22 protein-coding genes and 1 riboswitch are annotated in these 22,435 nt (G+C 65.9%); of the genes, 6 read left to right on the top strand and 16 right to left on the bottom strand.

The annotated features are described in order from the left end of the window. Window positions 1–79: 79 nt before the first annotated feature. The 10 genes from QRN45_RS01420 to hemE all read right to left on the bottom strand — a co-directional run bounded on the left by QRN45_RS01420 (window position 80) and on the right by hemE (window position 11,416). Complete coding sequence (locus QRN45_RS01420; protein ID WP_264636651.1) at window positions 80–1,387, bottom strand: glycoside hydrolase family 3 N-terminal domain-containing protein; 1,308 nt, start codon at window positions 1,385–1,387, stop codon at window positions 80–82. Between the two features lie 63 nt (window positions 1,388–1,450). Further along, entirely contained in the window at window positions 1,451–2,773 is a 1,323-nt protein-coding gene (hemL, locus tag QRN45_RS01415; RefSeq protein WP_264636652.1) for a glutamate-1-semialdehyde 2,1-aminomutase, read from the bottom strand. Between the two features lie 61 nt (window positions 2,774–2,834). Then, window positions 2,835–3,911, bottom strand: coding sequence for an LLM class flavin-dependent oxidoreductase (locus QRN45_RS01410; protein ID WP_264636653.1), 1,077 nt, complete (start codon window positions 3,909–3,911; stop codon window positions 2,835–2,837). Beyond that, window positions 3,911–4,891 (bottom strand): porphobilinogen synthase, encoded by a 981-nt coding sequence (hemB, locus tag QRN45_RS01405; RefSeq protein WP_264636654.1) that lies wholly within the window; start codon window positions 4,889–4,891, stop codon window positions 3,911–3,913. The genes QRN45_RS01410 and hemB overlap by 1 nt, the downstream gene beginning before the upstream one ends. After that, a complete protein-coding gene (locus tag QRN45_RS01400; protein ID WP_264636655.1) occupies window positions 4,888–5,781 on the bottom strand; it encodes a uroporphyrinogen-III synthase in 894 nt (297 codons plus the stop codon). The genes hemB and QRN45_RS01400 overlap by 4 nt, the downstream gene beginning before the upstream one ends. Window positions 5,782–5,800: 19 nt before the next feature. After that, window positions 5,801–6,787 (bottom strand): hydroxymethylbilane synthase, encoded by a 987-nt coding sequence (hemC, locus tag QRN45_RS01395; RefSeq protein ID WP_284762244.1) that lies wholly within the window; start codon window positions 6,785–6,787, stop codon window positions 5,801–5,803. Continuing rightward, window positions 6,784–7,959, bottom strand: a complete 1,176-nt coding sequence (locus QRN45_RS01390) for a ferrochelatase (RefSeq protein ID WP_264637963.1) — start codon at window positions 7,957–7,959, stop codon at window positions 6,784–6,786. Before QRN45_RS01390 ends, hemC begins: the two co-directional genes overlap by 4 nt. A gap of 65 nt (window positions 7,960–8,024) precedes the next feature. Next, a complete protein-coding gene (gene hemQ, locus QRN45_RS01385) occupies window positions 8,025–8,726 on the bottom strand; it encodes a hydrogen peroxide-dependent heme synthase (protein ID WP_264636657.1) in 702 nt (233 codons plus the stop codon). A 72-nt stretch (window positions 8,727–8,798) separates the two neighbouring features. Continuing rightward, window positions 8,799–10,283, bottom strand: coding sequence for a protoporphyrinogen oxidase (gene hemG / locus QRN45_RS01380; protein WP_284762243.1), 1,485 nt, complete (start codon window positions 10,281–10,283; stop codon window positions 8,799–8,801). Window positions 10,284–10,288: 5 nt separating this feature from the next. After that, window positions 10,289–11,416, bottom strand: a complete 1,128-nt coding sequence (gene hemE, locus QRN45_RS01375; protein ID WP_284762242.1) for a uroporphyrinogen decarboxylase — start codon at window positions 11,414–11,416, stop codon at window positions 10,289–10,291. Between the two features lie 148 nt (window positions 11,417–11,564). Here hemE and QRN45_RS01370 point away from each other — a divergent pair, with 148 nt between their 5' ends. Further along, window positions 11,565–12,890: a glutamyl-tRNA reductase gene (locus tag QRN45_RS01370; RefSeq protein ID WP_284762241.1), complete on the top strand. Its 1,326-nt coding sequence runs from the start codon at window positions 11,565–11,567 to the stop codon at window positions 12,888–12,890. A gap of 553 nt (window positions 12,891–13,443) precedes the next feature. Here QRN45_RS01370 and QRN45_RS01365 read toward each other — a convergent pair. Both QRN45_RS01365 and moeB read right to left on the bottom strand, forming a co-directional pair. Continuing rightward, on the bottom strand, window positions 13,444–14,436 hold the full coding sequence (locus tag QRN45_RS01365) for an SDR family NAD(P)-dependent oxidoreductase (protein ID WP_241709995.1): 993 nt from the start codon (window positions 14,434–14,436) through the stop codon (window positions 13,444–13,446). Window positions 14,437–14,471: 35 nt separating this feature from the next. Next, the gene (gene moeB / locus QRN45_RS01360) at window positions 14,472–15,683 is read right to left on the bottom strand and encodes a molybdopterin-synthase adenylyltransferase MoeB (RefSeq protein WP_284762240.1); all 1,212 of its coding nucleotides are present in this window, start codon (window positions 15,681–15,683) and stop codon (window positions 14,472–14,474) included. Window positions 15,684–15,768: 85 nt separating this feature from the next. Between moeB and QRN45_RS01355 the strand changes: the two genes are divergently transcribed. From QRN45_RS01355 to QRN45_RS01345, 3 genes are read left to right on the top strand one after another with little or no spacing between them, the layout of a single operon-like run. Next, the gene (locus QRN45_RS01355) at window positions 15,769–16,425 is read left to right on the top strand and encodes a TetR/AcrR family transcriptional regulator (protein ID WP_370873866.1); all 657 of its coding nucleotides are present in this window, start codon (window positions 15,769–15,771) and stop codon (window positions 16,423–16,425) included. A 50-nt stretch (window positions 16,426–16,475) separates the two neighbouring features. Further along, window positions 16,476–16,700: a DUF3107 domain-containing protein gene (locus tag QRN45_RS01350; RefSeq protein WP_059387503.1), complete on the top strand. Its 225-nt coding sequence runs from the start codon at window positions 16,476–16,478 to the stop codon at window positions 16,698–16,700. 37 nt (window positions 16,701–16,737) lie between these two features. Beyond that, window positions 16,738–17,040 (top strand): hypothetical protein, encoded by a 303-nt coding sequence (locus QRN45_RS01345; RefSeq protein WP_241709997.1) that lies wholly within the window; start codon window positions 16,738–16,740, stop codon window positions 17,038–17,040. 97 nt (window positions 17,041–17,137) lie between these two features. Here the strand turns inward: QRN45_RS01345 and QRN45_RS01340 are convergent, their stop codons facing one another. The 4 genes from QRN45_RS01340 to thiO all read right to left on the bottom strand — a co-directional run bounded on the left by QRN45_RS01340 (window position 17,138) and on the right by thiO (window position 19,878). Continuing rightward, window positions 17,138–17,470, bottom strand: coding sequence for a 4a-hydroxytetrahydrobiopterin dehydratase (locus QRN45_RS01340; protein WP_264636660.1), 333 nt, complete (start codon window positions 17,468–17,470; stop codon window positions 17,138–17,140). A 60-nt stretch (window positions 17,471–17,530) separates the two neighbouring features. Then, window positions 17,531–18,337 (bottom strand): thiazole synthase, encoded by an 807-nt coding sequence (locus QRN45_RS01335; RefSeq protein ID WP_284762238.1) that lies wholly within the window; start codon window positions 18,335–18,337, stop codon window positions 17,531–17,533. Between the two features lie 3 nt (window positions 18,338–18,340). Next, on the bottom strand, window positions 18,341–18,577 hold the full coding sequence (gene thiS, locus QRN45_RS01330) for a sulfur carrier protein ThiS (RefSeq protein WP_264636661.1): 237 nt from the start codon (window positions 18,575–18,577) through the stop codon (window positions 18,341–18,343). Then, complete coding sequence (thiO, locus tag QRN45_RS01325) at window positions 18,574–19,878, bottom strand: glycine oxidase ThiO (RefSeq protein ID WP_284762236.1); 1,305 nt, start codon at window positions 19,876–19,878, stop codon at window positions 18,574–18,576. The genes thiS and thiO overlap by 4 nt, the downstream gene beginning before the upstream one ends. Beyond that, window positions 19,870–19,989: riboswitch (TPP riboswitch) on the bottom strand. It overlaps the preceding gene by 9 nt. Before the next feature lie 26 nt (window positions 19,990–20,015). Here thiO and thiE point away from each other — a divergent pair. After that, window positions 20,016–20,705, top strand: a complete 690-nt coding sequence (gene thiE / locus QRN45_RS01320) for a thiamine phosphate synthase (RefSeq protein ID WP_284762234.1) — start codon at window positions 20,016–20,018, stop codon at window positions 20,703–20,705. Window positions 20,706–20,742: 37 nt separating this feature from the next. Continuing rightward, window positions 20,743–22,257: an RNB domain-containing ribonuclease gene (locus QRN45_RS01315; protein ID WP_078108320.1), complete on the top strand. Its 1,515-nt coding sequence runs from the start codon at window positions 20,743–20,745 to the stop codon at window positions 22,255–22,257. Window positions 22,258–22,435 lie beyond the last annotated feature (178 nt).

Genomic DNA, 22,435 nt, shown 5'->3' with positions numbered 1-22,435 from the left:
TACCGGAGAATCCCCGGCTTGCGGACGGGACGCCCACAGCGGTGAGCCCGTCCGCAGCCGGGGATTTTTCGCATCCGGCTCACTTCCCGGCCTTCACTTGAAGGACAGTCAGGGCCGCGGCATCCACGGATTTACGGAAGTCGGGATCGGCCTGCGCCCGCTGCAGGACCTGGGCATACATCGCCGGAACTGAAGCGGTATCCGCGCACAGGACCATGGTGCCGCCCGCGCTGATGAAATTCGTCGCCCTGTCCCCCACGCTCCAGGGCGACAGCTGCACGGCGTTGCACAAATCGTCGGACACGATGATTCCGGTGAACCCTGCGTCCGTCCGCAACATGGTGCGCATGATCTCGGACGAAAACGGCGCCGCGTGGTCGGGATCGATCTTGTCGTAGTAGGCGTTCGAAATCATGACCCACCGCAGCCCGCCGTCGATCGCAGCCTTGAACGGCATCAGGTAGGGATCCGTCCGGCTTGTTTCGGTGTCGTGCACGTTCGTGCTGACATCGGTGTTCAGGCGGACACGTCCCATTCCCGGAAAGTGCTTCGCCACCGGCGCCACCCCGGCGTCCCGCAATCCGGCCGCCATAGCGTTCCCGTGTTCGGTCACCGTAGCCGGGATGAAGCCGTATTCGCGTTTGAAGACGCCGATGGGCTTATTCGAGGGCGCGAATTCGGGGCTGGGTACCGTATCCAGTACGGGCGCCAGATCGACATTCACTCCGGCCCGCAGGAGTTCCGACCCCCATTGCCGGGCGTCGGCGCGTAGCTGGTCGGGGTTTGAGTTGCCTTGGTCCAAGGCTGCGGGAATAGGCTCGAATCCGGGTCCCCTAAGGACTTGAACAGAACCGCCCTCCTGGTCCGTCGCGACGGACAGCGGCAACCCTCGGCTCGCCGCGGGCGAAATGGCTGCCTTCAGCTTTGCCACCACTGATGCCGTCGCCGCAAGGCCTGCCTGGCTGCGTCCGGCCAGATATATGTTGCCCACGTGGTTGTTCAGGAGATCTGCCACGGTGCCGGCATCGCTCCCGTCGGCCTTGGCTGCCACCATGAACAGCTGCCCCACCCTTTGCTCCAGGGTCAAACCCGCGAGCCGCTGTTCCGGCGTCGGGTGCGGAGGAAGCGGCGGCTCGGAAGGCCCGGCCGGCGGAGCAGGGGCCTCCGGCGATCCCCCTGGAGAGGTCAAAAACCCGGGCGTGGGGGCGGCCTGTGGAGTAGTTGGCGTCGGGGGCGGGTCTCCGACGGCCCTGACCCCCGGTTCAGGAGTGTCGGCGTGCGCTATTCCGGCAAACGCCCCGGCCATCAGGGCGAAGAGAATGAGCAGTGAAATTCTGGACGATTTGAGCAGATGAATCATCGCCTTGTCGATTCGATCGTTGCCCACAGCCTGCTCCCGCCCGAGCATTACGGGTAAGGAGCAGCCTGCAAAACATGGGAAAAGCGCCGTTTACAAGGCCGTGGCCTCCGCGGCCGCCTTGGCTGCGGCCGGGAGTGCGTCAAAGATCCGGTTCATGGCGGCGTCGTCGTGGGCAGCGGACAGGAACCACGCTTCGAAGACCGACGGCGGCAGGTAGACGCCGGAGTCCAGCATGGAGTGGAAGAACGGTGCGTAGCGGAAGACGTCCTGGGCCTGGGCGTCGGCGTAGTTGTGGACGCCGTTGGCCGACGTGCCGAAGGCCACGGAGAAGAGGTTCCCGGCGCGCTGGATCGAGTGGTCCACGCCGGCGGTGTCCAGCGCCGATGAGAGTGCCGCGGAGAGTTCCAGCGAGCGGGTGTCCACGAAGTCGTAGACCTCCGGAGTCGCGTGTGTCAGGGTGGCGACGCCTGCGGCCATGGCCACCGGGTTCCCGGACAACGTTCCTGCCTGGTACACCGGACCAAGGGGGGCAAGGTAATCCATGACGTCGGCACGTCCGCCGAGCGCCGCCGTCGGCATGCCGCCGCCGATGACCTTGCCGAAGGTCAGCAGGTCCGGCATCCAGCCTTCCTGGCGCCCCGTGAGGCCCCAGTAACCCGCGTAGCCGGTGCGGAACCCGGTGAGCACTTCGTCCAGGATCAACAGCGCACCGTGCTCCCGGGTGATGCGCGACAGCCCAGCGTTGAAGCCTTCGCCCGGTGTCACGACGCCCATGTTGGCGGGAGCGGCTTCCGTGATGACGGCGGCGATGTTGTTGCCGTGCGCGGCGAAAGCGGCTTCCACCGCGCCGAGGTCGTTGTACGGCAGGACAAGGGTTTCAGCGGCGGCGGCTTCAGTGACGCCGGCCGAACCGGGCAGCGCCATGGTCGCAAGGCCCGAGCCGGCCGCGGCGAGCAGTCCATCGAGGTGGCCGTGGTAGCAGCCGGCGAACTTCACGATCAGGTTGCGGCCAGTGAAGCCACGGGCCAGGCGTACAGCGGTCATGGTGGCCTCGGTGCCCGTGGACACCATGCGGATGCGTTCGACGGCGGAGACGCGTTCCTTGACGATCGCGGCGAGGTTTGCCTCATCCGGCGTGGACGCGCCAAAGGACAAGCCTCGGTCGACGGCGGCGTGGACGGCGTCAAGGACGGCCGGGTGCGCGTGACCCAGCAGCGCCGGGCCCCATGAGCAGACGAGGTCCACGTATTCGCGGCCATCAGCATCGGTCAGGTACGGACCCTGCGCGGAAACCATGAACTTCGGAGTGCCGCCGACGGATCCGAAGGCGCGCACCGGAGAGTTGACGCCGCCGGGCATCAAGGAGCGGGCGCGGTCGAACAGTTGGTCGGAGACAGGGGTGTTTGAACTCATGGTGTCCATTCTTTCAGGGATGAGGAGCGGTTCAGGCACCGGCGAGGGCGGCTACCGGGGTTCAGGCACCGGCGAGCTGCCCGGCCACGAGTGGGGCCACCACGGTGCCGAAGAGTTCGATGCAGCGCATCATGGATTCGTGGGGCAGCGTCCCGTTGCTGTATTTGAGGTCGAAACGGTCCACGCCGAGGTTCCGCTTCAGCAAGACGATCTTCCGGGCAACCGTTTCCGGCGAGCCGACATAGAGTGCCCCCTCCGGGCCGCACATGGCGTCGAACTCGCCCCTGCTCGCCGGTCCCCAGCCGCGTTCGGCGCCGATACGGTTGCGCTGGGCCAGCCAATGCGGGAACAACTCCTCGCGGGCTTCCTCGTCGGTCGGAGCGACGTGCCCGGGCGAATGCGTGGCAATCTGCTGCATGGGGTGTCTATACTTCCCCATTGCCTCGCGGTACAAATTCACCAGCGGGGCAAAGCGGCGCGGTTCCCCGCCGATGATGGCGAAAATGATCGGGTAGCCGTATTGGGCGCAGCGCAGCACCGACTCGGGGGTTCCGCCCACACCGATCCACGTCGGCAACAAGTGGTGTTCCAGCGGCGGAAAGACGCTCATTCCACTCACGTTCGGCCGGGTGCGGCCTTCCCAATGCACGGGCTTCTGCGCCCGGACCTTGTCGAAGAGCTCCAGCTTCTCCTCGAACAGGACTTCGTAGTCGGCCAGGTCCAGGCCGAACAGCGGGAACGATTCCACGAACGAGCCGCGGCCCAGCATCACTTCTGCCCGCCCGTTGGAGAGCGCGTCAACGGTGGAGAAACGTTGGAAGACCCTGATGGGATCGTCGGAGCTGAGCACGGTGACGGCCGAACCGAGCTTGATCTGCCTTGTCCGGGCGGCCGCGGCCGCGAGGAACACTTCGGGCGCCGAGACAGCGAAGTCGCGCCGGTGGTGCTCCCCCACCCCGAAGGAATGAAGCCCGACGGCGTCCGCCAGTTCCGCTTCCGCCAACAGTTCCCGCAATACCCGGGCGTGCGGTTTCGGACTGCCGTCGGCGTCCACCCCGGCGTCACCGAAAGTGTTCAGCCCGAGGAGGATCTCCGTAGCACCCACCGGAGCCGTCGGAGCGGAAGGGGTTTCGGTCATCAGGACTCCTTGAGCCAGCCGGCGAGCTCGGACGCCCAGTACGTCAGCACCATGTCGGCGCCGGCCCGTTTGATGCCGAGCACGGATTCTGTGATGGCGCCGCGGCGGTCAATCCAGCCGTTCGCGGCAGCCGCTTCGATCATGGCGTATTCACCGGAGATTTGGTAGGCCGCCACGGGGACCGGGCTCATGGCGGCGACGTCGGCCAGGACGTCGAGGTAGCTCATGGCCGGCTTGACCATCACCATGTCAGCGCCCTCTTCGAGGTCGAGTTCCACCTCGATGATGGCTTCCCGGCGGTTTGCGGCATCCATCTGGTACGTCCGGCGGTCGCCCTTGAGCTGCGAGTCCACGGCTTCGCGGAAGGGGCCATAGAAAGCTGAGGCGTATTTCGCCGCGTAGGCCAGGAGCGCGGTGTTCCGGTGTCCGGCTTCTTCAAGGGCCTGGCGAATCACGGCGATCTGGCCATCCATCATCCCGGACGGCCCCAGGACGTGGGCACCGGCGTCGGCCTGTGCTACAGCCATTTGGGCGTAGATTTCGAGGGTGGCGTCGTTGTCCACGTAGCCGTTGGCGTCCAGGACACCGCAGTGGCCGTGGTCGGTGAATTCGTCGAGGCACACGTCGCCCATGACCACCAGGTCATCGCCCACTTCCGCACGGACGTCGCGGATGGCCTTGTTAAGCACGCCATCGGGATCCAGGGAGGCGGTGCCGCGGGCATCGCGGACGGCGGGAACACCGAACAGCATGATGCCGCTGACGCCCAGCTCCACGGCTTCTGCGGCGGCGCGCTTCAGCGAGTCCGTGGTGTGCTGGACGACGCCGGGCATGGAGCTGATCGGAGCCGGTTCGCTGAGTCCTTCGCGAATAAAGGCCGGCAGGATGAGGTCAGCGGGCGCCAAGCGGTGTTCGGCGGTCATCCGGCGCATGGCGGGGGTGGTGCGGAGCCGGCGGGGCCGGTGGTTTGGAAAGCTCAACTTTCGTTCCCTTCGGTGTCGAATACGGTGCGTAGGGCGGCCACGATGCCGGCGGGTGTGGGTTCCTTGGCGGTTGCCGCAACTGGAATGCCGAGAGCGGCAGCCTCTGCCGCCGTCGAGCGCCCGATCGCAATGAAGCGGCAATCCCGCAGCGGAGCCAGCGAGGCGTGGATGCGGCGTGCCGCGCTGGGTGAAGCGGCGACGACGGCGTGGAGCCGGCCGCCGGAAAGTTCGGCTTTGGCGTCGTCGGGGGTGAGCTCCGGGGCCCCGGATCCGCTTCCCGTGTGCCAGCCGTTCGCAGCCACCAAGGCAGCAATGAGCCTGCGTCCGGGGGCCGCCGGGTAGTCCACGGTGTGGTAGGCCGTCACTGCCTGGACTGCGGCTCCCTTGGCCTCGATCCCCTCCGCCAACGTCGCATCGGCGATGTCAGCTTGGGGCAACAGCACATTGGCCGGCCCTGTCGGCCAGACGGAGACGAGTCCCGCGGCCGACTGGACGTCCTCCGGTGCGAGGTCCACGGGAAGGCCTTCCGCTTCGAGGACCCGCCGGCTCGACGGACCGATCGTCGCGATCCGGACAAAATCCGGAATCAGTTCCTTCAGCTCCAAGCGCCGCTCGGCCGCCTTTTCCTTCAGGGCACGCACCGTGGTGATGCTGCTGACCACCAACCAGCCGTACGCCCCGGCACGGAGGGCGTCCAAAGCGACCTCGAGGGAGTGCTGGTCGCGGGCTCGTTCGAAGTCGATCAAGGGCAACAGGAGCGGCTCCGCGCCGGCCTCACGCAGGGCGCTGACGAGGGGCGCGGCACGATCCGGGCTGCGCGTCACAAGGACCCGGGCGCCTTCAAGGACCCGGGCCTCCCCCGACTTCACTGCACTGTGCCGTCCCATGGTCTCCTGGTGGCTCCGGTTATCGGGAAGCTGCAAGATCTGTGATGTCCGCGGCGCCCGCGGAGAGGAGGAGTTCGGCGACTTCGATGCCCAGCAACGTGGCGCCCACCTCAGTGAGGCCGTCGCTGGCCTTTTTCTCGCGCACGGACGCGCTCCCGTCGACGGCACAGACCACCGCTTCCAGATAGAGCATGCTCCCCTTGCGGTAAGCGTAGGCGCCCACGGGCGCAGCGCAGCCGGCTTCGAGGCGGGCCAGGACGGCCCGCTCCGCCGTGACGGCCAGCCGGGTGTCTTCATCGTTCAGTGCGGCCAGGGCCTGTGCGAGTGCACCCTGGGAACCTTCGGCCGAGTCGGACTGTCCGGGCGCGTCAGCCGTGCGGCACTCGATCGCGAGCGAGCCTTGTCCGGGCGCTGGAAGCATGACGTCGGTTTCGAAGAACTCCGTCACGACGTCGAGCCGGCTGATCCGTTCCAGTCCCGCCGCGGCGAGGACGACGGCGTCGAGGTCGCCGGGTGAATCTTCCGCGTTGCCGGCGAGCCCCGGAACGCGGCCCAGCCGGGTGTCCACGTTGCCGCGGATGTCCACGACGTCGAGATCCGGGCGGGCGGCGCGCAGCTGGGCGGCGCGGCGCGGCGATCCGGTACCGACCCTGGAGCCTGCCGGAAGGTCCGCCAACTTGAGGCCGTCACGGGCGCACAAGGCGTCCCGGACATCGACGCGTTTCGGCGTTGCCGCAATGGTGAGCCCCGGCGCCGCACCCGTGGGGAGATCCTTCAAGGAGTGCACGGCGACGTCGCATGCGTTCTCCAACAGCGCGTCGCGAAGAGCGGCGACGAACACTCCGGTGCCGCCCATCTGGGACAGGGAACCCGTCCGGACATCGCCTTCGGTCTTGATGCGCACCAGTTCGACGGGGAAGCCGCCGACGGCGGCCAGCTGGTCCGCGGCCTGCTGGCTTTGGGTGAGCGCGAGCTTGCTCGCGCGGGTGCCGATCCGAACGGTCATTTCGCGCTTTCTCCTGCGGGGTAGGCATCATGCCCCGTGCCGACCGAGGTGTCCGCACCCGCAATCGTGGGCTTCTCCCCACGGAAGTTGGCGCAGCAGCCCGGACGGCAGATGTCGTACCACGGCCCGAGCCCGGTCATCGCGGGGCGATCGGCGATATTGTTGGCTACCGTCCGCTCGCAAATGAGATCCACCAGGCCGGAGACAAACGTGCGGTGGGTTCCCGGGGTGGGAACGCGGGTCGCGGCGATTCCGAGGTTCTTGCAGGTTTCCAAGGCCTCGGTGTCCAAGTCCCAGGCCACTTCCATGTGGTCGGAAACGAAGCCGAGGGGGACGATCACGACGCCCTTGACTCCCTGGCCGGCCAGTTCCTCGATGGCATCGTTGATGTCCGGCTCAAGCCACGGAACGCTCGGCGCGCCGGAACGTGACTGGTACACCAAGGACCACGGAGCGGTGAGCCCGGATTCGGCCTCAACCCGACGAACCACCTCGGCGCCGGAAGCCAAATGCTGGGCGACGTAGGCAGAGTCCTGCTCGAACTCGCGGGGCTCGGCGTCCGAACGCCCGGCGGCTTCGGCGTCACGGGTTGGAATGGAGTGCGTCGCAAACAGGATGTGCACCGGAGCGTCCTGGAGACCGGCCGCAGCCAGTTTCTCCTTGACCTCCGCAAGTCCTGCAGCCGTTCCTTCCACGAAGGGTTCGACGAAGCCTGGGTGGTCGAAGTACTGGCGTACCTTGTCCACTTCGAGTTTGCCGTCAAGGCCGCTCTCCGTCAGCGCGATGCCGATGTCCTCGCGGTACTGGCGGCAGCTGGAGTAACAGGAGTATGCGCTCGTGGTGACCATCAGCAGTTTGCGGTGGCCGGCGTCGTAGGCTTCCTGGAGGGTTTGCGGGATGTAAGGATCCCAGTTGCGGTTGCCCCACAGCACGGGAAGGCTGATGCCGCGTGAGGCCAACTCCGCTTCAAGGGCGGCCTTGAGGTTCCTGTTTTGCTGGTTGATGGGGCTGATCCCGCCGAACGCACGGTAGTGGTGCGACACCTCTTCAAGGCGCTCATCGGGGATGCCGCGGCCACGGGTCACATTGCGCAGGAAGGGAATGACATCGTCCTGGCCTTCGGGGCCGCCGAAAGAGGCGAGGAGGACGGCGTCGTACTCTTTGGGAGCCATGCGTCCGGCCTCGGTGACGTCGTTGACCTCGGTGAGGCTGGCCGGGCCCGTGGAGTGGCGGCCGCTCACGCGAGGACCTCGGCGATCTCCGCGGCGGTGATGCGACGGCCGGTGTAGAACGGGATTTCCTCGCGGACGTGGTTGCGGGCGTCGGTGGCACGCAGGTGGCGCATGAGGTCCACCAGGTCAACGAGTTCGGGTGCTTCGAGGCCCAGGATCCACTCCCAGTCGCCCAGGGCGAAGGAGGATACGGTGTTGGAAATGACCTGGGGGAAGTCGCGGCCGAGCATGCCGTGATCGCGCAGCATCTTGCCACGCTCGTCGGCAGGCAGGATGTACCACTCATAGGAGCGGACGAACGGGTAAACGCACAGCCACGTGCTGGGCTCGACGCCGCGCGCATAGGCAGGAACGTGGTTCTTGGCGAATTCGGCTTCGCGGTGCACGCCCATGGCGGACCAGACGATCTCGGTGCCGGCGAACAGCGCGCTGCGGCGGATATCACGCACGGCCTGCTGCAAGGCTTCAGGCTTGGCGCCGTGGAGCCACACCATGATGTCGGCGTCGGAGCGCATGGCGGAGACGTCGTAGCTTCCGCGAAGGACGACGCCGTCCTCGGCAAGCTTGGCAGCCAGCTGCTCGAAATCCTGAACAGCGTCGGCGCTGCGCAGGACATCGCCCGACCGCTTGAAGACGGTCCACAGCGTAAAGAACTGCTCTTCGGATTCGGCAGTTTTAGTGACAGATTCGGCAGAAGTGTGGCTCATGGTACAAGTCTGCCCCGTGGATGCCGCTAAGTCGAAATGCACCACTTCTACAAGGCGTAGAAGTGGTGCATTTCACAAGACTGCGTCGATCTGCGCGGAAGTGTCGGCAACCACGGCTGCCAGGCCGTTTCCGGCGAGCCAGCCGCCCACAACGGTCAATCCTTCGGCTTCGGCGCAGACGCGGCGCACTTCGGCAACGCGCTGTTTGTGACCGACGGCGGCGAACGGCAAGGCGCCCGCCCAACGGACGACGTCCCAATCGAGTACGTCTTCACGGACAATCGGCACAGTCAGCAAGGTCGACGCGTCGCGGAGCGCGGCCTCAAACAAGGCATCGTCATTGAGTGAGGCGACGGATTGCGCTGCCGCCGACTCAGGAGAGTCCACCCCCTCGCCACGCCCATAGGACAGGCGCAGCACGTGCGTTCCGGGGCCCGCTTCTTCCGCCAGCCAGTCCCACTTTGCCGTGGCGTGCGTGAGCGCTTTCGCCTCGATCCCCTCGGTCTGCGGAGCGACAAGAATGCCCGTGCCCCGGGGGCGCCGGTCCAGTTCGGGCACGTCCACCACCAAGGTCACCAGGCTCACCAACGGGCCTGCGGCGGGGCGCAGCGCGGACAATTCGGGAAGCGCCCCCTCCAGCAGCCCGACGGCGGCCGGACCGTCGAGCGCCACCACGAGCCGGCCGGCGTCGTACGTTGTGCCCGCGGCGGTAGCCTGCCAACCGCTTTCGGTGCGGGTGATCGAATCCACCCGGGCACCTGAAACGAGGGCGACGCCCCGCGAACGCAACTCCGCCACGAGGGCGGTGACAAGCGTGTTCATTCCGCCTTCCAAGCCGCCGACGGCGGATCCCGCCTTCGCCGTCCCGCTTCCGTCGCGGTTCGGCACGGCCTCGCGCTGGCTGGCCACCGCCGCGGTCAACGAACCGTGCTGGCGCAATGCCGCACGCAGGCCGGGAGCGACCATGTCGACGTCGAGCAGTCCGGGATCGGCGGAGTGCACTCCTCCGACGACGGGCGCCACAAGCCGTTCGAGCACCCGTTTGCCCATCCGCGCCCGGACCAAGGAGGAGACGCTGGTGACCGCGGCCGAGGTGCCGACGGATGCGGGCAGGTAGCGGTCGAGCGAGGCCCGCAGGGAACCGGCAAAGCCCAAGGACCGCCGGACTTCCGGGTCCCAGGGGTTCGCCGGGATTCCGAGCACTCCGGTTTTCGGCAGTTCCTGCGGGCCGTCGGGCAACTGCACCCAGGCACCTCCAGGATGGGGCGCCACGATATTGCCGCCGAGCCCGAGATCGCGGGCGAGATCGGCCACGGCGGTGGAGCGCGTCGCGAAGGACTCGGCGCCGCTGTCCAGCACAAGGCCGCCGACAGTGTGCCTTCCCACGCAACCGCCCCACGCCTCGCCCGCTTCGAGCACCGTGACGGTGATCCCGGCCTTGGCCAGGCAACGGGCGGCGAGCAGGCCGGACATTCCGCCGCCCACGACGACGGCGGCCAAGCCGGCTGCTGAATCTGCGGAAGGTGCGTGTCCGGGCTGTGTTTGTGCCCCGCGCATGCCGGCTACCCTGCCGGGATCGAGTGGATGAGTTCCACTACCCGCGTCAGGACGGCGGGATCCGTTTCCGGGGGCACGCCGTGGCCGAGGTTCAAGACGTGGCCCGGGGCTGAGGAGCCGGCTGCGATCACCTCACGGGCATGGGCTTCCAGTACCTCCCACGGTGCGGAAAGCAGCGCCGGGTCGATGTTGCCTTGCAAGGGCACTGTGCCGCCCAGCCGACGGTTTGCCTCGTCAAGCGGCAGCCGGTAGTCCACGCCGACGACATCCACGCCGACGTCGCGCATCGCGGCGAGCAACTCGGACGTTCCCGTACCGAAGTGGACCAGCGGCGCGCCGAGATGACGGACGTGGTCAAGGGCGCGGGTCGAAGCGGGAGCAACGTACTTGGCGTAGTCGGCGAGCCCAAGGGATCCTGCCCACGAGTCGAACAGTTGACCTGCCGAGGCGCCGGCTTCCAGTTGCGCCCGCAGGAACATGCCGGAGGCGTCGGCCGCCCAATTGGCCAGGGCGGTCCAGGTCTCCGGATCGGCATGCATCATGGTGCGCGGACCGAGGTGGTCGCGGGAGGGCTTGCCTTCCACCATGTACGCGGCAAGCGTGAACGGCGCACCGGCGAAGCCGATCAGGGGTGTTGTGCCGAGCTCCGCGACCGTCAGGCGGACGGCCTCGCGGATCGGTTCGAGGGCGTCCCACGTCAGCTGAGGCAGGGCGGCGACGTCAGCCGCGGTGCGGACGGGCTTGTCCAGCACGGGCCCGACGCCGGGGACGATGTCCACGCCGACGCCGGCCAGCTTGAGGGGGATGACGATATCGGAGAAGAAGATGGCCGCATCAACGTCGTGGCGGCGAACCGGCTGCAACGTGATCTCGGAGGCGAGCTCGGGGCGCAGGCAGGAGTCCAGCATTGCCACGCCTTCACGGACTTTGAGGTATTCCGGCAACGAGCGGCCGGCCTGCCGCATGAACCACACAGGACGGCGGGACGGCTTGCCTCCGCGATAAGCCTGGATCAGCGGGGAGTCTGCGGTGCGGCCATCCATCAGCGGGTGGCTTGCATCAAGGCCTGAAGCGGCTGTGCCGGAAATGTCGGTGGCCGACACAGAATGAGGCAGTGCGGAACTGGAAGTCATGCCTTCGATTGTGCCGAAGATCGGGGTCAAAAGATAACGACAGCCTGTCCCGCACATTGCGGGGTGACGGGCATCACTGCCGGCAGTGCGGAGAACCACTGGCGCGCGTTGTTCTACATGGCGCCGAAAAAGCTATGATGGCTTTGCTGTGGTTCTTTTCTCATTGGTGGCTACACACGCCGACATCGATCTTGAGACCGTCGCTCAGTTGAGCAACGGTTCATCCGAGGTTGCCTCGTCCGCTTTGGCCGATTCCCAACTTGTCTCCGGTGCCGTGGTCCTGGCCACCTGCAACCGCTACGAAATCTACGGCGAAACCCCCCACGCCGAGAACCTCGAAGCCGCCCGTTCGGCGCTCGTCACGCAGATCAGTGGCCTGAGCGGACTCAACGAGCAACTCGTCTCGCGCGCCTTCAGCACCCGCACCGGCCCCGAGGTCAGCAGGCACCTCTTCGCCGTCAGCGCCGGGCTGGACTCCGCCGTTGTCGGCGAACGCGAAATCGCCGGCCAAGTGCGCCGCGCCCTCATCACTGCCCAGCACGAAGGAACCGCGAGTTCCGGGCTGGTCCGCTTGTTCCAGGCCGCTTCCAAGACGGCCAAAGACGTGGGGGCCCAGACAGCTCTTGGTTCCCGTGGCCTGTCGATCGTTTCAGTAGCCCTGGACCTCGCCACCGACCTCTCGGAGAACGCCGACTGGAGCACCAAGAAGGTTGTTGTCTTCGGGACCGGGGCCTACGCCGGAGCCACCATGTCGCTGCTGCGCGATCGTGGATGCACCGACGTCTCCGTGTACTCGTCTTCCGGCCGGGCCGGCACTTTCGTGGCGACCCGCGGCGGGACCGCACTCGACGCCGAAACGCTCCCTGCCGCCGTCGCCGCCGCCGATGTCATGATCGGTTGCAGCGGGTCGGACACGCGAGTGGAGGCCGCCGAGCTTGCCAAGGTCCGCGCTTTGTCCACCCAGACGCTCATCGCGATCGACCTCGCGCTCACCCACGACTTCGACCCCGCAGTGGGCGAGCTCGACGGCGTCGAGCTCCTGACGCTCGAATCCGTGCGGCTCGCGGCGCCCCAGGAGCAAGCAGAGTCGCTGGCGCAAGCGAGCACCATTGTGTCCGGCGCGGCCGAGGCCTTCGAGCAGGAACGTGAAGCCCGGTCCGTCGATTCGGCCATTGTGGCCCTGCGCCGCCACACGATGAACGTGCTCGACGCCGAGATGGAGAAAGTCCGGGCCCGGCATGGCTGCACCGCTGCGGCCGAAGAGGTCGAGTTCGCCCTCCGCCGCATGGTCAAGCAGTTGCTCCACATCCCCACGGTCCGCGCACGGGAACTCGCCGCCAACGGCCAGCAAGACGATTACGTGGCAGCCCTCGAGGCCTTGTACGGCATCCAGGTGGAACAGCCGGCCGCATCACCGGCGGCCTCGTGTCCTGTCGACCACCAACAAACATCCCAGCAGGCTGAAAGCGCCTAGCCCGCGCGTCCCCTCACGGCCTGGGTCCCCTCGTGGCCCGGGTGGCGTTGTCCACGCTCGAATTCACTCAGAGCATGCCCTCCCCTGATCACCAGCACTGGACATAACAGGATCATGTCCAACAGCAACGACCACGAATGAGCATGTCCCTCTGAGGCGCTGGCTCGCGAATCACCGTGCTGATTTGCCCAGCGCAGAGCATGCCCTCCCCCGATCACCAGCACTGGACATAACAGGAATATGTCCGGCTGCAACGACCACGAATGAGCATGTCCCTCTGAGGCGCTGGCTCGCGAATCACCGTGCTGATTTGCCCAGCGCAGAGCATGCCCTCCCCTGATCACCAGCACTGGACATAACAGGAATATGTCCGGCTGCAATCACCAAGAATGAGCATGTCCCTAGGCGCTGGCTCGCGAATCACCGTGCTGATTTGCCCAGCGCAGAGCATGCCCTCCCCTGATCACCAGCACTGGACATAACAGGAATATGTCCGGCTGCAATCACCAAGAATGAGCATGTCCTTAGGCGCTGCTTCGCGAGCCCCCCGGCCCTACGCGAACGCGTTGACTCCCGTCATTTCTGCGGACACGGCCCACAGCCTTGTTGCGGCTTCCGGATCCACAGCGTGTGCATCCACTCCTTGGTACCGCGCGAGCGGCGAGGCAGGGTCCGTGGGCTTGGCGATGTCGCAGTCTTCGCAGTACACCCCGCCCATGCCTGCCAGTGCCGGCGAGGTGGCTGCCCACGTGGACGTGGCTGCGCCCTGCTCCGGAGTCTTGAAGCCCTCCCTGACGTTGCCCGCATCGTCCATCCATCCCGCCGCGACCATCTCTTCCCGCGGAAGGTAGCGCTGGAGCTCGGTCATGATGCCGCCTGGATGGACCGCGAAGGCCCGTACTCCGGAGGAGCGGCCCAGGCGGTCAAGCTCGACGGCGAACAACGCGTTGGCCGTCTTAGCCTGGCCGTAGGCCTTCCATTTGTCGTAGCCGTTCTCGAAATTGATGTCCTCGAAACGGATGGGCGAGAGTTTGTGCCCGGTGGAGGACAAGGCCACGACGCGGGCCGAACCGGCAGCCGCCAGCGCAGGCCACAGGGAGTTGAGAAGCGTGAAGTGGCCCAAGTGGTTGGTGGCGAATTGGGATTCCCAACCCGGACCCACGCGTTGCTCCGGGCTGGCCATGATGGCCGCGTTGTTGACCAGGATGTCCAGGGTTTCGTTGGATGAGAGGAAACGTGACGCGAAATCCTTCACTGCGTCCTGATCGGCCAGGTCCAAGGCTTCCACCGTCACTTGCTCCGGTGCAAGGCCGGCAGCGGCGAGGACTTCCTTGGCATGTTCAGGACGCCGGGCCGGAACCGTGACCTTGGCCCCGGCGGAGGACAAGGCCCGCACCGTTTCCAGGCCGAGCCCGGAATAACCGCCCGTCACAATTGCGGTCTTGCCGTGAAGGTCCACTCCCGCCACAACGTCCGATGCCGTGGAGCCGTGGCCGAAACCCGATCCGATGGGGTGTTGCGGTGTGGTCATGGATTCCTCGCTCATATCGGGACCTTTCATGTTCACCTGCGCTTGTCGGTTCAGTAAACGGGTTTGCCGGGCTCGACGTCGTGCACCCAAGCGAGGATCCCGCCGTCGAGGTGGCTGACGCGCGTGTAGCCGGCGCGCTGTGCAGCCGCGAGCACCGCCGCGGAACGGGTGCCGCCCTTGCAGTGGAACACGATCTCTTTGTCCTGCGGCAGTTCCGTCCAGGCCTCCCCCGCCAGGATCCGTCCCTGCGGGATGAGCACCGAACCGTCGATGCTCACGATCTCGTGTTCACCGATCTCGCGGACATCCACCAGTTCGAAGTCGCGTTCCCCTGCCGCGCGGGCCTCGAGCATCCCGGAAAGTTCGGTGGCCGTGACCGTCGGAACCGAGTCCCCCGCAGGTGCCGGGATGATGCCGCAGAACGCTTCGTAATCGGTCAATTCGGTGATCGGTTCGGCCTCCGGGTCTTTCGAAACCTTGATTTCGCGCCAGCTGCCGCCGAGGGCGTCAAAGAGCGCCACCCGTCCCAGCATGGAGCGCCCGACGCCGGTGATCAGCTTGACTGCCTCAGTCACCATGAGCGAGCCGACAGCAGCGCACAGCATGCCGAACACGCCGCCCTCGCCGCAGGACGGGACCGAGCCGGCAGGAGGGGCCTCGGGGTAGAGATCGCGATAGCTGGGCCCGTGCTTCTCCCAGAACACGCTGACCTGGCCGTCGAAGCGGAAAATCGATCCCCAGACGTACGGTTTGCCGAGAATCGCCGCGGCATCGTTGACAAGGTACCGGGTGGCGAAGTTGTCCGCCCCGTCCAGGATGAGGTCGTAGCCGGAGAAAATCTCCAAGGCATTGGAGGAGTCCAGGCGGACGTTGTGCAGTTGCACGTTGACGAGTGGATTGAGCTCCTTGATCGCGTCCCGTGCCGATTCGATCTTCGGCCGTCCCACATCTCCTACGCCGTGAATGATCTGGCGTTGCAGGTTGCTGAGGTCGACGTCGTCGTCGTCCACGATTCCGAGCGTCCCCACGCCGGCGGCGGCGAGGTACAGCAAAGCCGGAGAGCCCAGTCCGCCTGCACCTATCACCAGGACTTTTGCATTCTTGAGCCGACGCTGACCGGCCGCACCGATTTCGGGAATAATGAGGTGGCGCGAATACCGTTCCACCTCTTCGGTGGTCAGTTCCGCCGCCGGTTCCACGAGGGGCGGCAGTGTCGAAGAAGGAGAGGGCGGCAACGTTTGGGCAGCAAAAATAGTGGCCATACTCCAAAGTATGCCTGCCGCTGCCGCCCGGTCATATTACTGCGCAGTATTGTGGTCATAACTGCAAAGGAAAGGCGGCAGACAAGTGGCTGAGAGTGCACGTATCAAACAGGAGGCACAGGTCAGGCAGGATCGGACCGGTTCGCCGCGTTCGGCCAGGCTGCCACGCGATGAGCGCAGGGCCCAGCTCTTGAACGCCGCCTTGGAAGTCTTCGTTGCCAACGGGTTCCATGGTGCAGCGATGGACGAAATCGCCGAGACAGCCCATGTCAGCAAACCGGTGCTCTACCAACACTTCCCGTCCAAGCGGGAGCTCTACATGGCACTCCTCGACAGCCACCTGGCCACGCTCACGGACCAGATGCTTACGGCGCTGAATTCGACGTCGGACAACAAGGAACGCGTCCAGGCAGTCATGCGCGCCTACTACCGTTTCATCGCAGGCGATGACCAAGCGCACCGGCTCGTCTTCGAATCCGACCTCATCAATGACCCGGACGTCAGTTCGCGTTTGGAGACGTTCAACCGCACTTTTGCCGACGCCGTCGCCAAGGTCATCGCCGAAGACACCAAGCTGCCCCCGCTGGAGGCCCAGCTGCTGGGCCGGGGCCTGGCTGGAATGGCGCAGGTCAGTGCCCGGTATTGGCTCGAGACCGACGGCGATTTGGACCTCGATGTTGCCAGCGACCTGATCTACCGTTTAGCTTGGCGCGGAATCAGTCGCTTCCCGAAAGAGTCCTAGACTACAAATAGAGGACTGAGTAATTTTTTGATTGGCTGGGAGGCCCCGCTGTGGAAGTAAAGATCGGCATTCAGAATGTTGGCCGTGAGATCGCGCTTGAGTCCGCTCTCGACGCCGAGGCTGTTGCCAAGATCGTGAGCGAGGCCATTGCCAACGGCACGGACCTGCGCCTGACCGATGAAAAGGGCCGTCAGGTCATCGTTCCCGGCAACGTCCTCGGATACGTTGAGATCGGTGCCGAGGAAGTACGCCGGGTCGGCTTCGGCGCGCTCTAAGCTTTTACACCAGAACACCAGCGAGCCAGGAGTCCGCATGCTCTCACTTGTCATCGTGGCGCTAGCCACCATCGCCTCGGGCTTCATTGTCTGGGGAACTGACAAACGCCGGGGCACGTACGGAATCACCCTGCCCGCCGGCGTTTCGGTGGCCGTCGCCATGCTGAGTTGGATGATCTTCATCCAACTTGGCTTTGGCTACCAGCCTGGCGTGACGTGGATCCCTTGGGTCCTGCCCATCGTTCTGGGTACCGTGGCGGCCGCGGTGGCCTCGTACTTCCTGGGCCACCACCGGGCCCGGCACGATACTGCCCAGCTGACCGCGGCCCTGCGGCTCTAGCTGGGGCTGCTCGCACGGGCCGGCGACACTTCAAACAGAGCGGCGACTCCTGTATCCGGGCGTCGCCGTTCTGTTTGCGTGTCGCGGACAAACCGGCTCACGGCAGAGCTTCGGGTCGCGCCACTGCCCCGGCTTCCTTGGCTGCCCGGCTGACGTTCATGGCTGCCCGGACATCGCGTTGGGTTACTTCGCTCCCGGCGTCGTGGGAGGTGTAGCGGATCGACACCCGGTTGTACCTCCAGTCCAGGTCCGGGTGGTGGTTCTGTTGCTCGGCGATCTGCCCGACGGCGGCAATCAGCTCGAGTGCCGCCGCCGACGTCGGGCATTTATAGACCGTGACGAGGCTGCCCAGGCGGTACCGCCAGTCCGGCAGATCCGCCAAGGCGTCGTCGATCGCGGACTTGGTGAGGATGTCATCCTTGCCGGCCATGGGGGGCTCCTTCGCTGACAGGGGATTCACACGAATCCGCCGACGGCCGGCAAAAACCCGCTAGAGAAACTCTGCCCGGCCTTCCATGGCCGATGACGCCAGCGCGTGTTCCCGGCGCGGGATGCGGCCCGCCTGCTTCGCCAGCCTACCGGCGATGACCGCGTGTTTGAAGGCCTCGCCCATCTGCACCGGGTTCTGCGCGCGAGTCACTGCGGTGGCCAGCAGCACGGCGTCGCAACCGAGCTCCATGGCCAGTGCGGCGTCGGACGCAGTGCCGATGCCGGCGTCGAGCACTACCGGCACGGAAGCCCGGGACACGATGAGCTCGATGTTGTGGGGATTCAGGATGCCCAAGCCGGTACCGATAGGCGCGCCCAACGGCATCACCGCCGTTGCTCCGAGGTTTTCCAGCCGAAGCGCCAGCACGGGGTCGTCGTTGGTGTAGGCGAAGACCTTGAAGCCGCGGTCCACCAGCTTCTCCGTTGCATCCACCAACTCCACGGCATCGGGCAGGAGCGTCTGCTCGTCGGCGATGACCTCCAGCTTGACCCAATCCGTTTCCAAGGCCTCCCGGGCAAGTTCGGCTGTCATGACAGCGTCCTTGGCGGTAAAGCAGCCGGCAGTGTTGGGCAGGACACGGATGCCGTGGTCCACGAGCAACTGGAACAGGGAACCTGTCTCCGTCGGTGAGTACCTCCGCATGGCAACGGTGGTGAGTTCGGTGCCGGAGGCCAACAGGGCTGCTCCCAGGCCGTCCAGGCTCGGGGCTCCGCCGGTTCCCATGATGAGGCGCGAGCCGAACTCAACACCATCGATTACCAGGGCGTCGGTTCGGGTGCTTCCTGCGTGAGTGCTTGCTGTGGTCATGGTTCAGCCTCCCTGTACTGCGGTCACGATTTCGAGTTCGTCGCCCTCTGCGAGCGCGGTGGCAGCCCACTGGCTGCGCGGCACCACTTCGGAATTGCGTGCGACGGCGACGCCGATCTTGCGTCCGTCGGCCGCCTGGCCGCTGGGGTCCACAACCCGTCCGGTGATGTGGCTGACGAGTGTGGTCACGGACGCGCCGTCGCTCAGTGTGTGGTCTGCGCCGTTCAATTTGATGTTCATGCGTGGTCCTTCGGAAGGGGATGTGGGGTGTCGGCCGACGGGCCGCCTGTGGATGCCCTTGCTGCAGACAGCGGGCGGGAGAAGCGGTCCGGGCGGAATTTGTTCCACCGCGGATCGACGGTGCCATCCATGAGTCCGACGCAGATTTTCGCCGCTGCAGGGGTGAGGAGCACGCCGTGCCGGAAAAAGCCGCTGGCCACGATGAGGCCGGGCACGGTTCCTTCGCGACCTTCGACACGGCCCAACAGCGGTGCGTTGTCCGGTGTGCCAGGGCGGGCACGGGCGGTCGCTTCGAGGAGCTCCAGTTCGGCGACAGCCGGAACCAGTACCTGGGCGTCGCGGAGCAATTGATACACGCCGCCTGCTGACACAGGGTTGGCTCCTCCCCCGGACGCCGACAAACCGTCTTCGCGTTGCGTTGCGCCGATCACCACGGTCCCGTCGTCGCGCGGAACGATATACACGGGCACTCCGCGCACCATCCCACGGACGGTGGCGGTGACAAGGGGCTGCAGATGCTCCGGGACGCGCAGCCGCAGTATGTCGCCGTACACGGGACGCAATGGCAGCGACAATCCATCCGGCAGGCCGTTCAAGCGGGCAGCATCAAGTCCGTTGGCTACTACTGTTTCCGTGGCGAGAACATTGGCGCCCGAGCCGAGCACCGTCCCGACGACGCGCCCGTCCTCCCACAGGAGGCCCGCCGCAGTGTCGTGGACCGCAAACCCGTCCTCTGCCCCCGCGATCCAGCTCGAATCGCCGGGCTGGTGGTTTGCCAAGGCGGCGAGAATCGCGGCCGAGAGCCGGCGCGGATCCACTTGGTGATCGCCCGGGATATCGAAAGCACAGGAAATCTGCGGGCTCAAGAGCGGCTCGCGCTCCCGCGCCTCGCGCAACGGAACGGATTCCACCACCAAGCCATGGGCGAGCTGGACGTCCCGAAGGTCGGCGAGCGCCCGGCGGTCCGCGGCGTCCGCACCGACGGCGAGGGTCGGCGTCGTGCGGTAACCCGTGCCGCGCCCGGCGCTTGAGCCGGTCACATTGCGTTCGAAGCCCGGCCACAACGCCGATGATTCGAGCATGAGCTCCAGGAGGTCCTCTTCCTGGTAGTGCAATTCGCTGACGGGCGCCAGCATTCCCGCTGCCGCGAACGTAGCGCCGCTGGCCGGTGCGGGATCGATGAGGGCAACCGAACGGCCGGATCTGCGGGCTTCCCCCGCGATGCCGAGGCCAATGACACCGCCCCCGATCACCGCGACATCCGCGTGGAGGGGCCCGTTCCGGGTGTTTGCTTCTTCCATGGAGTCCTTCCCTACGCCGGTACTAGCCGGATCAGGTCAAGCGGTCGGCGCTGAAGCCCTCTCAGCCGCGCGGCGATTGTGACCGCCGCCGCGGCTCCCGCGGTACCAGCCCAGTTTAGAGGAACTACTCTGTTTCCATGACCCAGCACGATGTCCACACCACCGCCCGCCTGTACCTCTGCACCGACGCCCGCAAGCAACAGGGTGATTTTGAGCAATTTGTCGATGCCGCATTCGAGGGCGGCGTGGACATCATCCAGCTGCGTGACAAGACGATTGAAGCCGCCGAGGAACTGGAACTCCTGCAAATCCTGCAATCCGTGGCGCACCGTCACGGCCGTCTCTGGGCAGTCAACGACCGGGCGGACATAGCCTCCCTCTCCGGCGCACCGGTGTTCCATATCGGCCAAAAGGACATTCCGCTGCGCTCGGCCCGGAAGCTGCTCCACGACCCCACCATCATCGGCCTCTCCACGCACACGCCGGAACAGATCGACGCGGCCATCGCCGCGTCCCCCGGCCGCAGCGGCCTCGACTACTTCTGCGTCGGGCCGGTGTGGGCCACCCCTACCAAGCCGGGACGCTCCGCCGTCGGGCTCGATCTGGTGAAGTACGCCGCCAACGCCGTGAAGCAGGCAGACGCTGAGACAGTCGGCGGTGTGGTGCTCCCCTGGTTCGCGATCGGGGGCATCGATCTGGGCAACGTCGAAGAGGTAGTGGAGGCCGGTGCAAGCCGCATCGTAGTGGTCCGCGCCATCACCGAGGCGGAGGATCCGACGGCGGCAGCCCAGGCACTCCTGGCCGCCCTTGACGCTGCTGCGGCCTAGCGAGACGCCGAAAGATTTTGGAGTTACCCTGACTTTCGTGTCACATCAGCGGATAGCCCCGAATGTCAGTGAAACGTCGAACCAGCTCGCGGAAGCACTGGCGGCGCTTCGGACTGAACTCGAGCTGCCTGCAGGCTATCCCGCTGAAGCGCTGCGCGACGCCGAAGCGGCGGTTTCCGGACACACCCTGCCGGTGCAGGACCTCACGGACGTTCCGTTCATCACGATCGACCCGGCCTCTTCCACGGATCTCGATCAGGCGCTCTTCATCGACCGGTCCGGCGATGGTTACAGGGTCCTCTACGCCATCTCCGATGTGCCCTCCTTCGTGCCCCCGGGAGGAGCGCTCGACGCCGAAACCCGCCACCGCGGGCAAACGTACTATGCCCCGGACGGCCGCATACCGCTGCACCCCGAGATCATCAGCGAGCACGCCGGAAGCCTGTTGGCCGGCCAGACGTGCGGCGCGTTCGTGTGGGACTTCGAACTCGACGCCGAAGCGGAGTTCCGCACTGTCTCTGTGGGTCGGGCAAGCGTACGCAGCCGCGCCAAGCTCGACTACAAAGGCGTGCAGGCGGAGATCGATTCCGGCGCGGCCGATCCCGTCCTTCATCTCCTCAAGGAGGTCGGACTCAAGCGGGTGGAACTCGAACGCCGCCGCGGCGGAGCCAGCCTGAACATGCCTGAGCAGGAAATCGTGCAGCTGCCCGACGGCGAGGGCTACAGGATCGTCGCAGCTCCCTCGCTGCCGGTGGAGGACTGGAACGCCCAGATTTCGCTCATGACCGGGATGGCAGCCGCCCAGCTGATGCTCGACGGCAAAGTGGGAATCCTACGGACCATGCCCGCCCCCGATGAGCGTTCGTTGCTCCATTTCAAACGGCAAACCGGGGCGCTTGGCAAACCTTGGACCGAAGGGACCAGCTATGGCGAGTACCTGCGGAGCCTCGATGCCAAGGACCCCCGGCAACTGGCCATCCTCCATTCAGCGGGACTGCTTTTCCGTGGTGCCGGCTACACGCCTTTCGACGGCGAGGTCCCGGACAGCGTGATGCAGTCCGCCATCGGGGCACCCTATGCCCACACCACCGCTCCGTTGCGCCGCCTGGTCGATCGATTTGTCCTGGTCATCTGCGAGGCGCTCAGCAATGGAACCGAGATACCAGCATGGGCCCGGGACGCTTTGCCGAGCCTGCCCGAGATCATGGCGTCATCCGACCAGCTGGCCGCGAAAATGGAGCACCTGGCCCTGGACACGGTGGAGGCAGCGCTCCTTGTCAACCACATCGGACAGGAATTCGACGCCGTGGTGATTTCCGGATCGAAGCCCGCCAAAAACAACGGAAACGGCAACGGGAACAGCCACAACGGCAACAACGGAAACGGCAACGGGAACGGAGCCCAGCACGGCCCCTACGGTGTCGTGCAGATCGCCGAGCCCGCGGTCACCGCTCGTTGCGATGGCGAAATGGAGTCCGGAACGAAGGTCCGCGTGAAACTGCTTCACGCGGACATTGCCACCCGCCAAATCACCTTCGAGCTCCTCCCGTAGCGCACTTCGTTCGCGGGCCCGGGACCGCGATCCGGGGTTTATTGTCCCCAGACGCTAGACTGTGTAAGTAGTAATGGATGCCCGGTCGTTGATTCAGTTCATTTTTTGACATCAACAAGCCCGCCCCTACGCGATCTTGAGATACACCAGCTGGTCCCCAGTGCCAGTATTTAGATAG

This window comes from Arthrobacter sp. efr-133-R2A-63 (assembly GCF_030209795.1).
In the GTDB taxonomy this organism is placed as follows: domain Bacteria; phylum Actinomycetota; class Actinomycetes; order Actinomycetales; family Micrococcaceae; genus Arthrobacter; species Arthrobacter bambusae_A.
The sequence above is the reverse complement of the archived record's forward strand: the minus strand, read 5'-3'. Positions and strand labels throughout refer to the sequence as shown.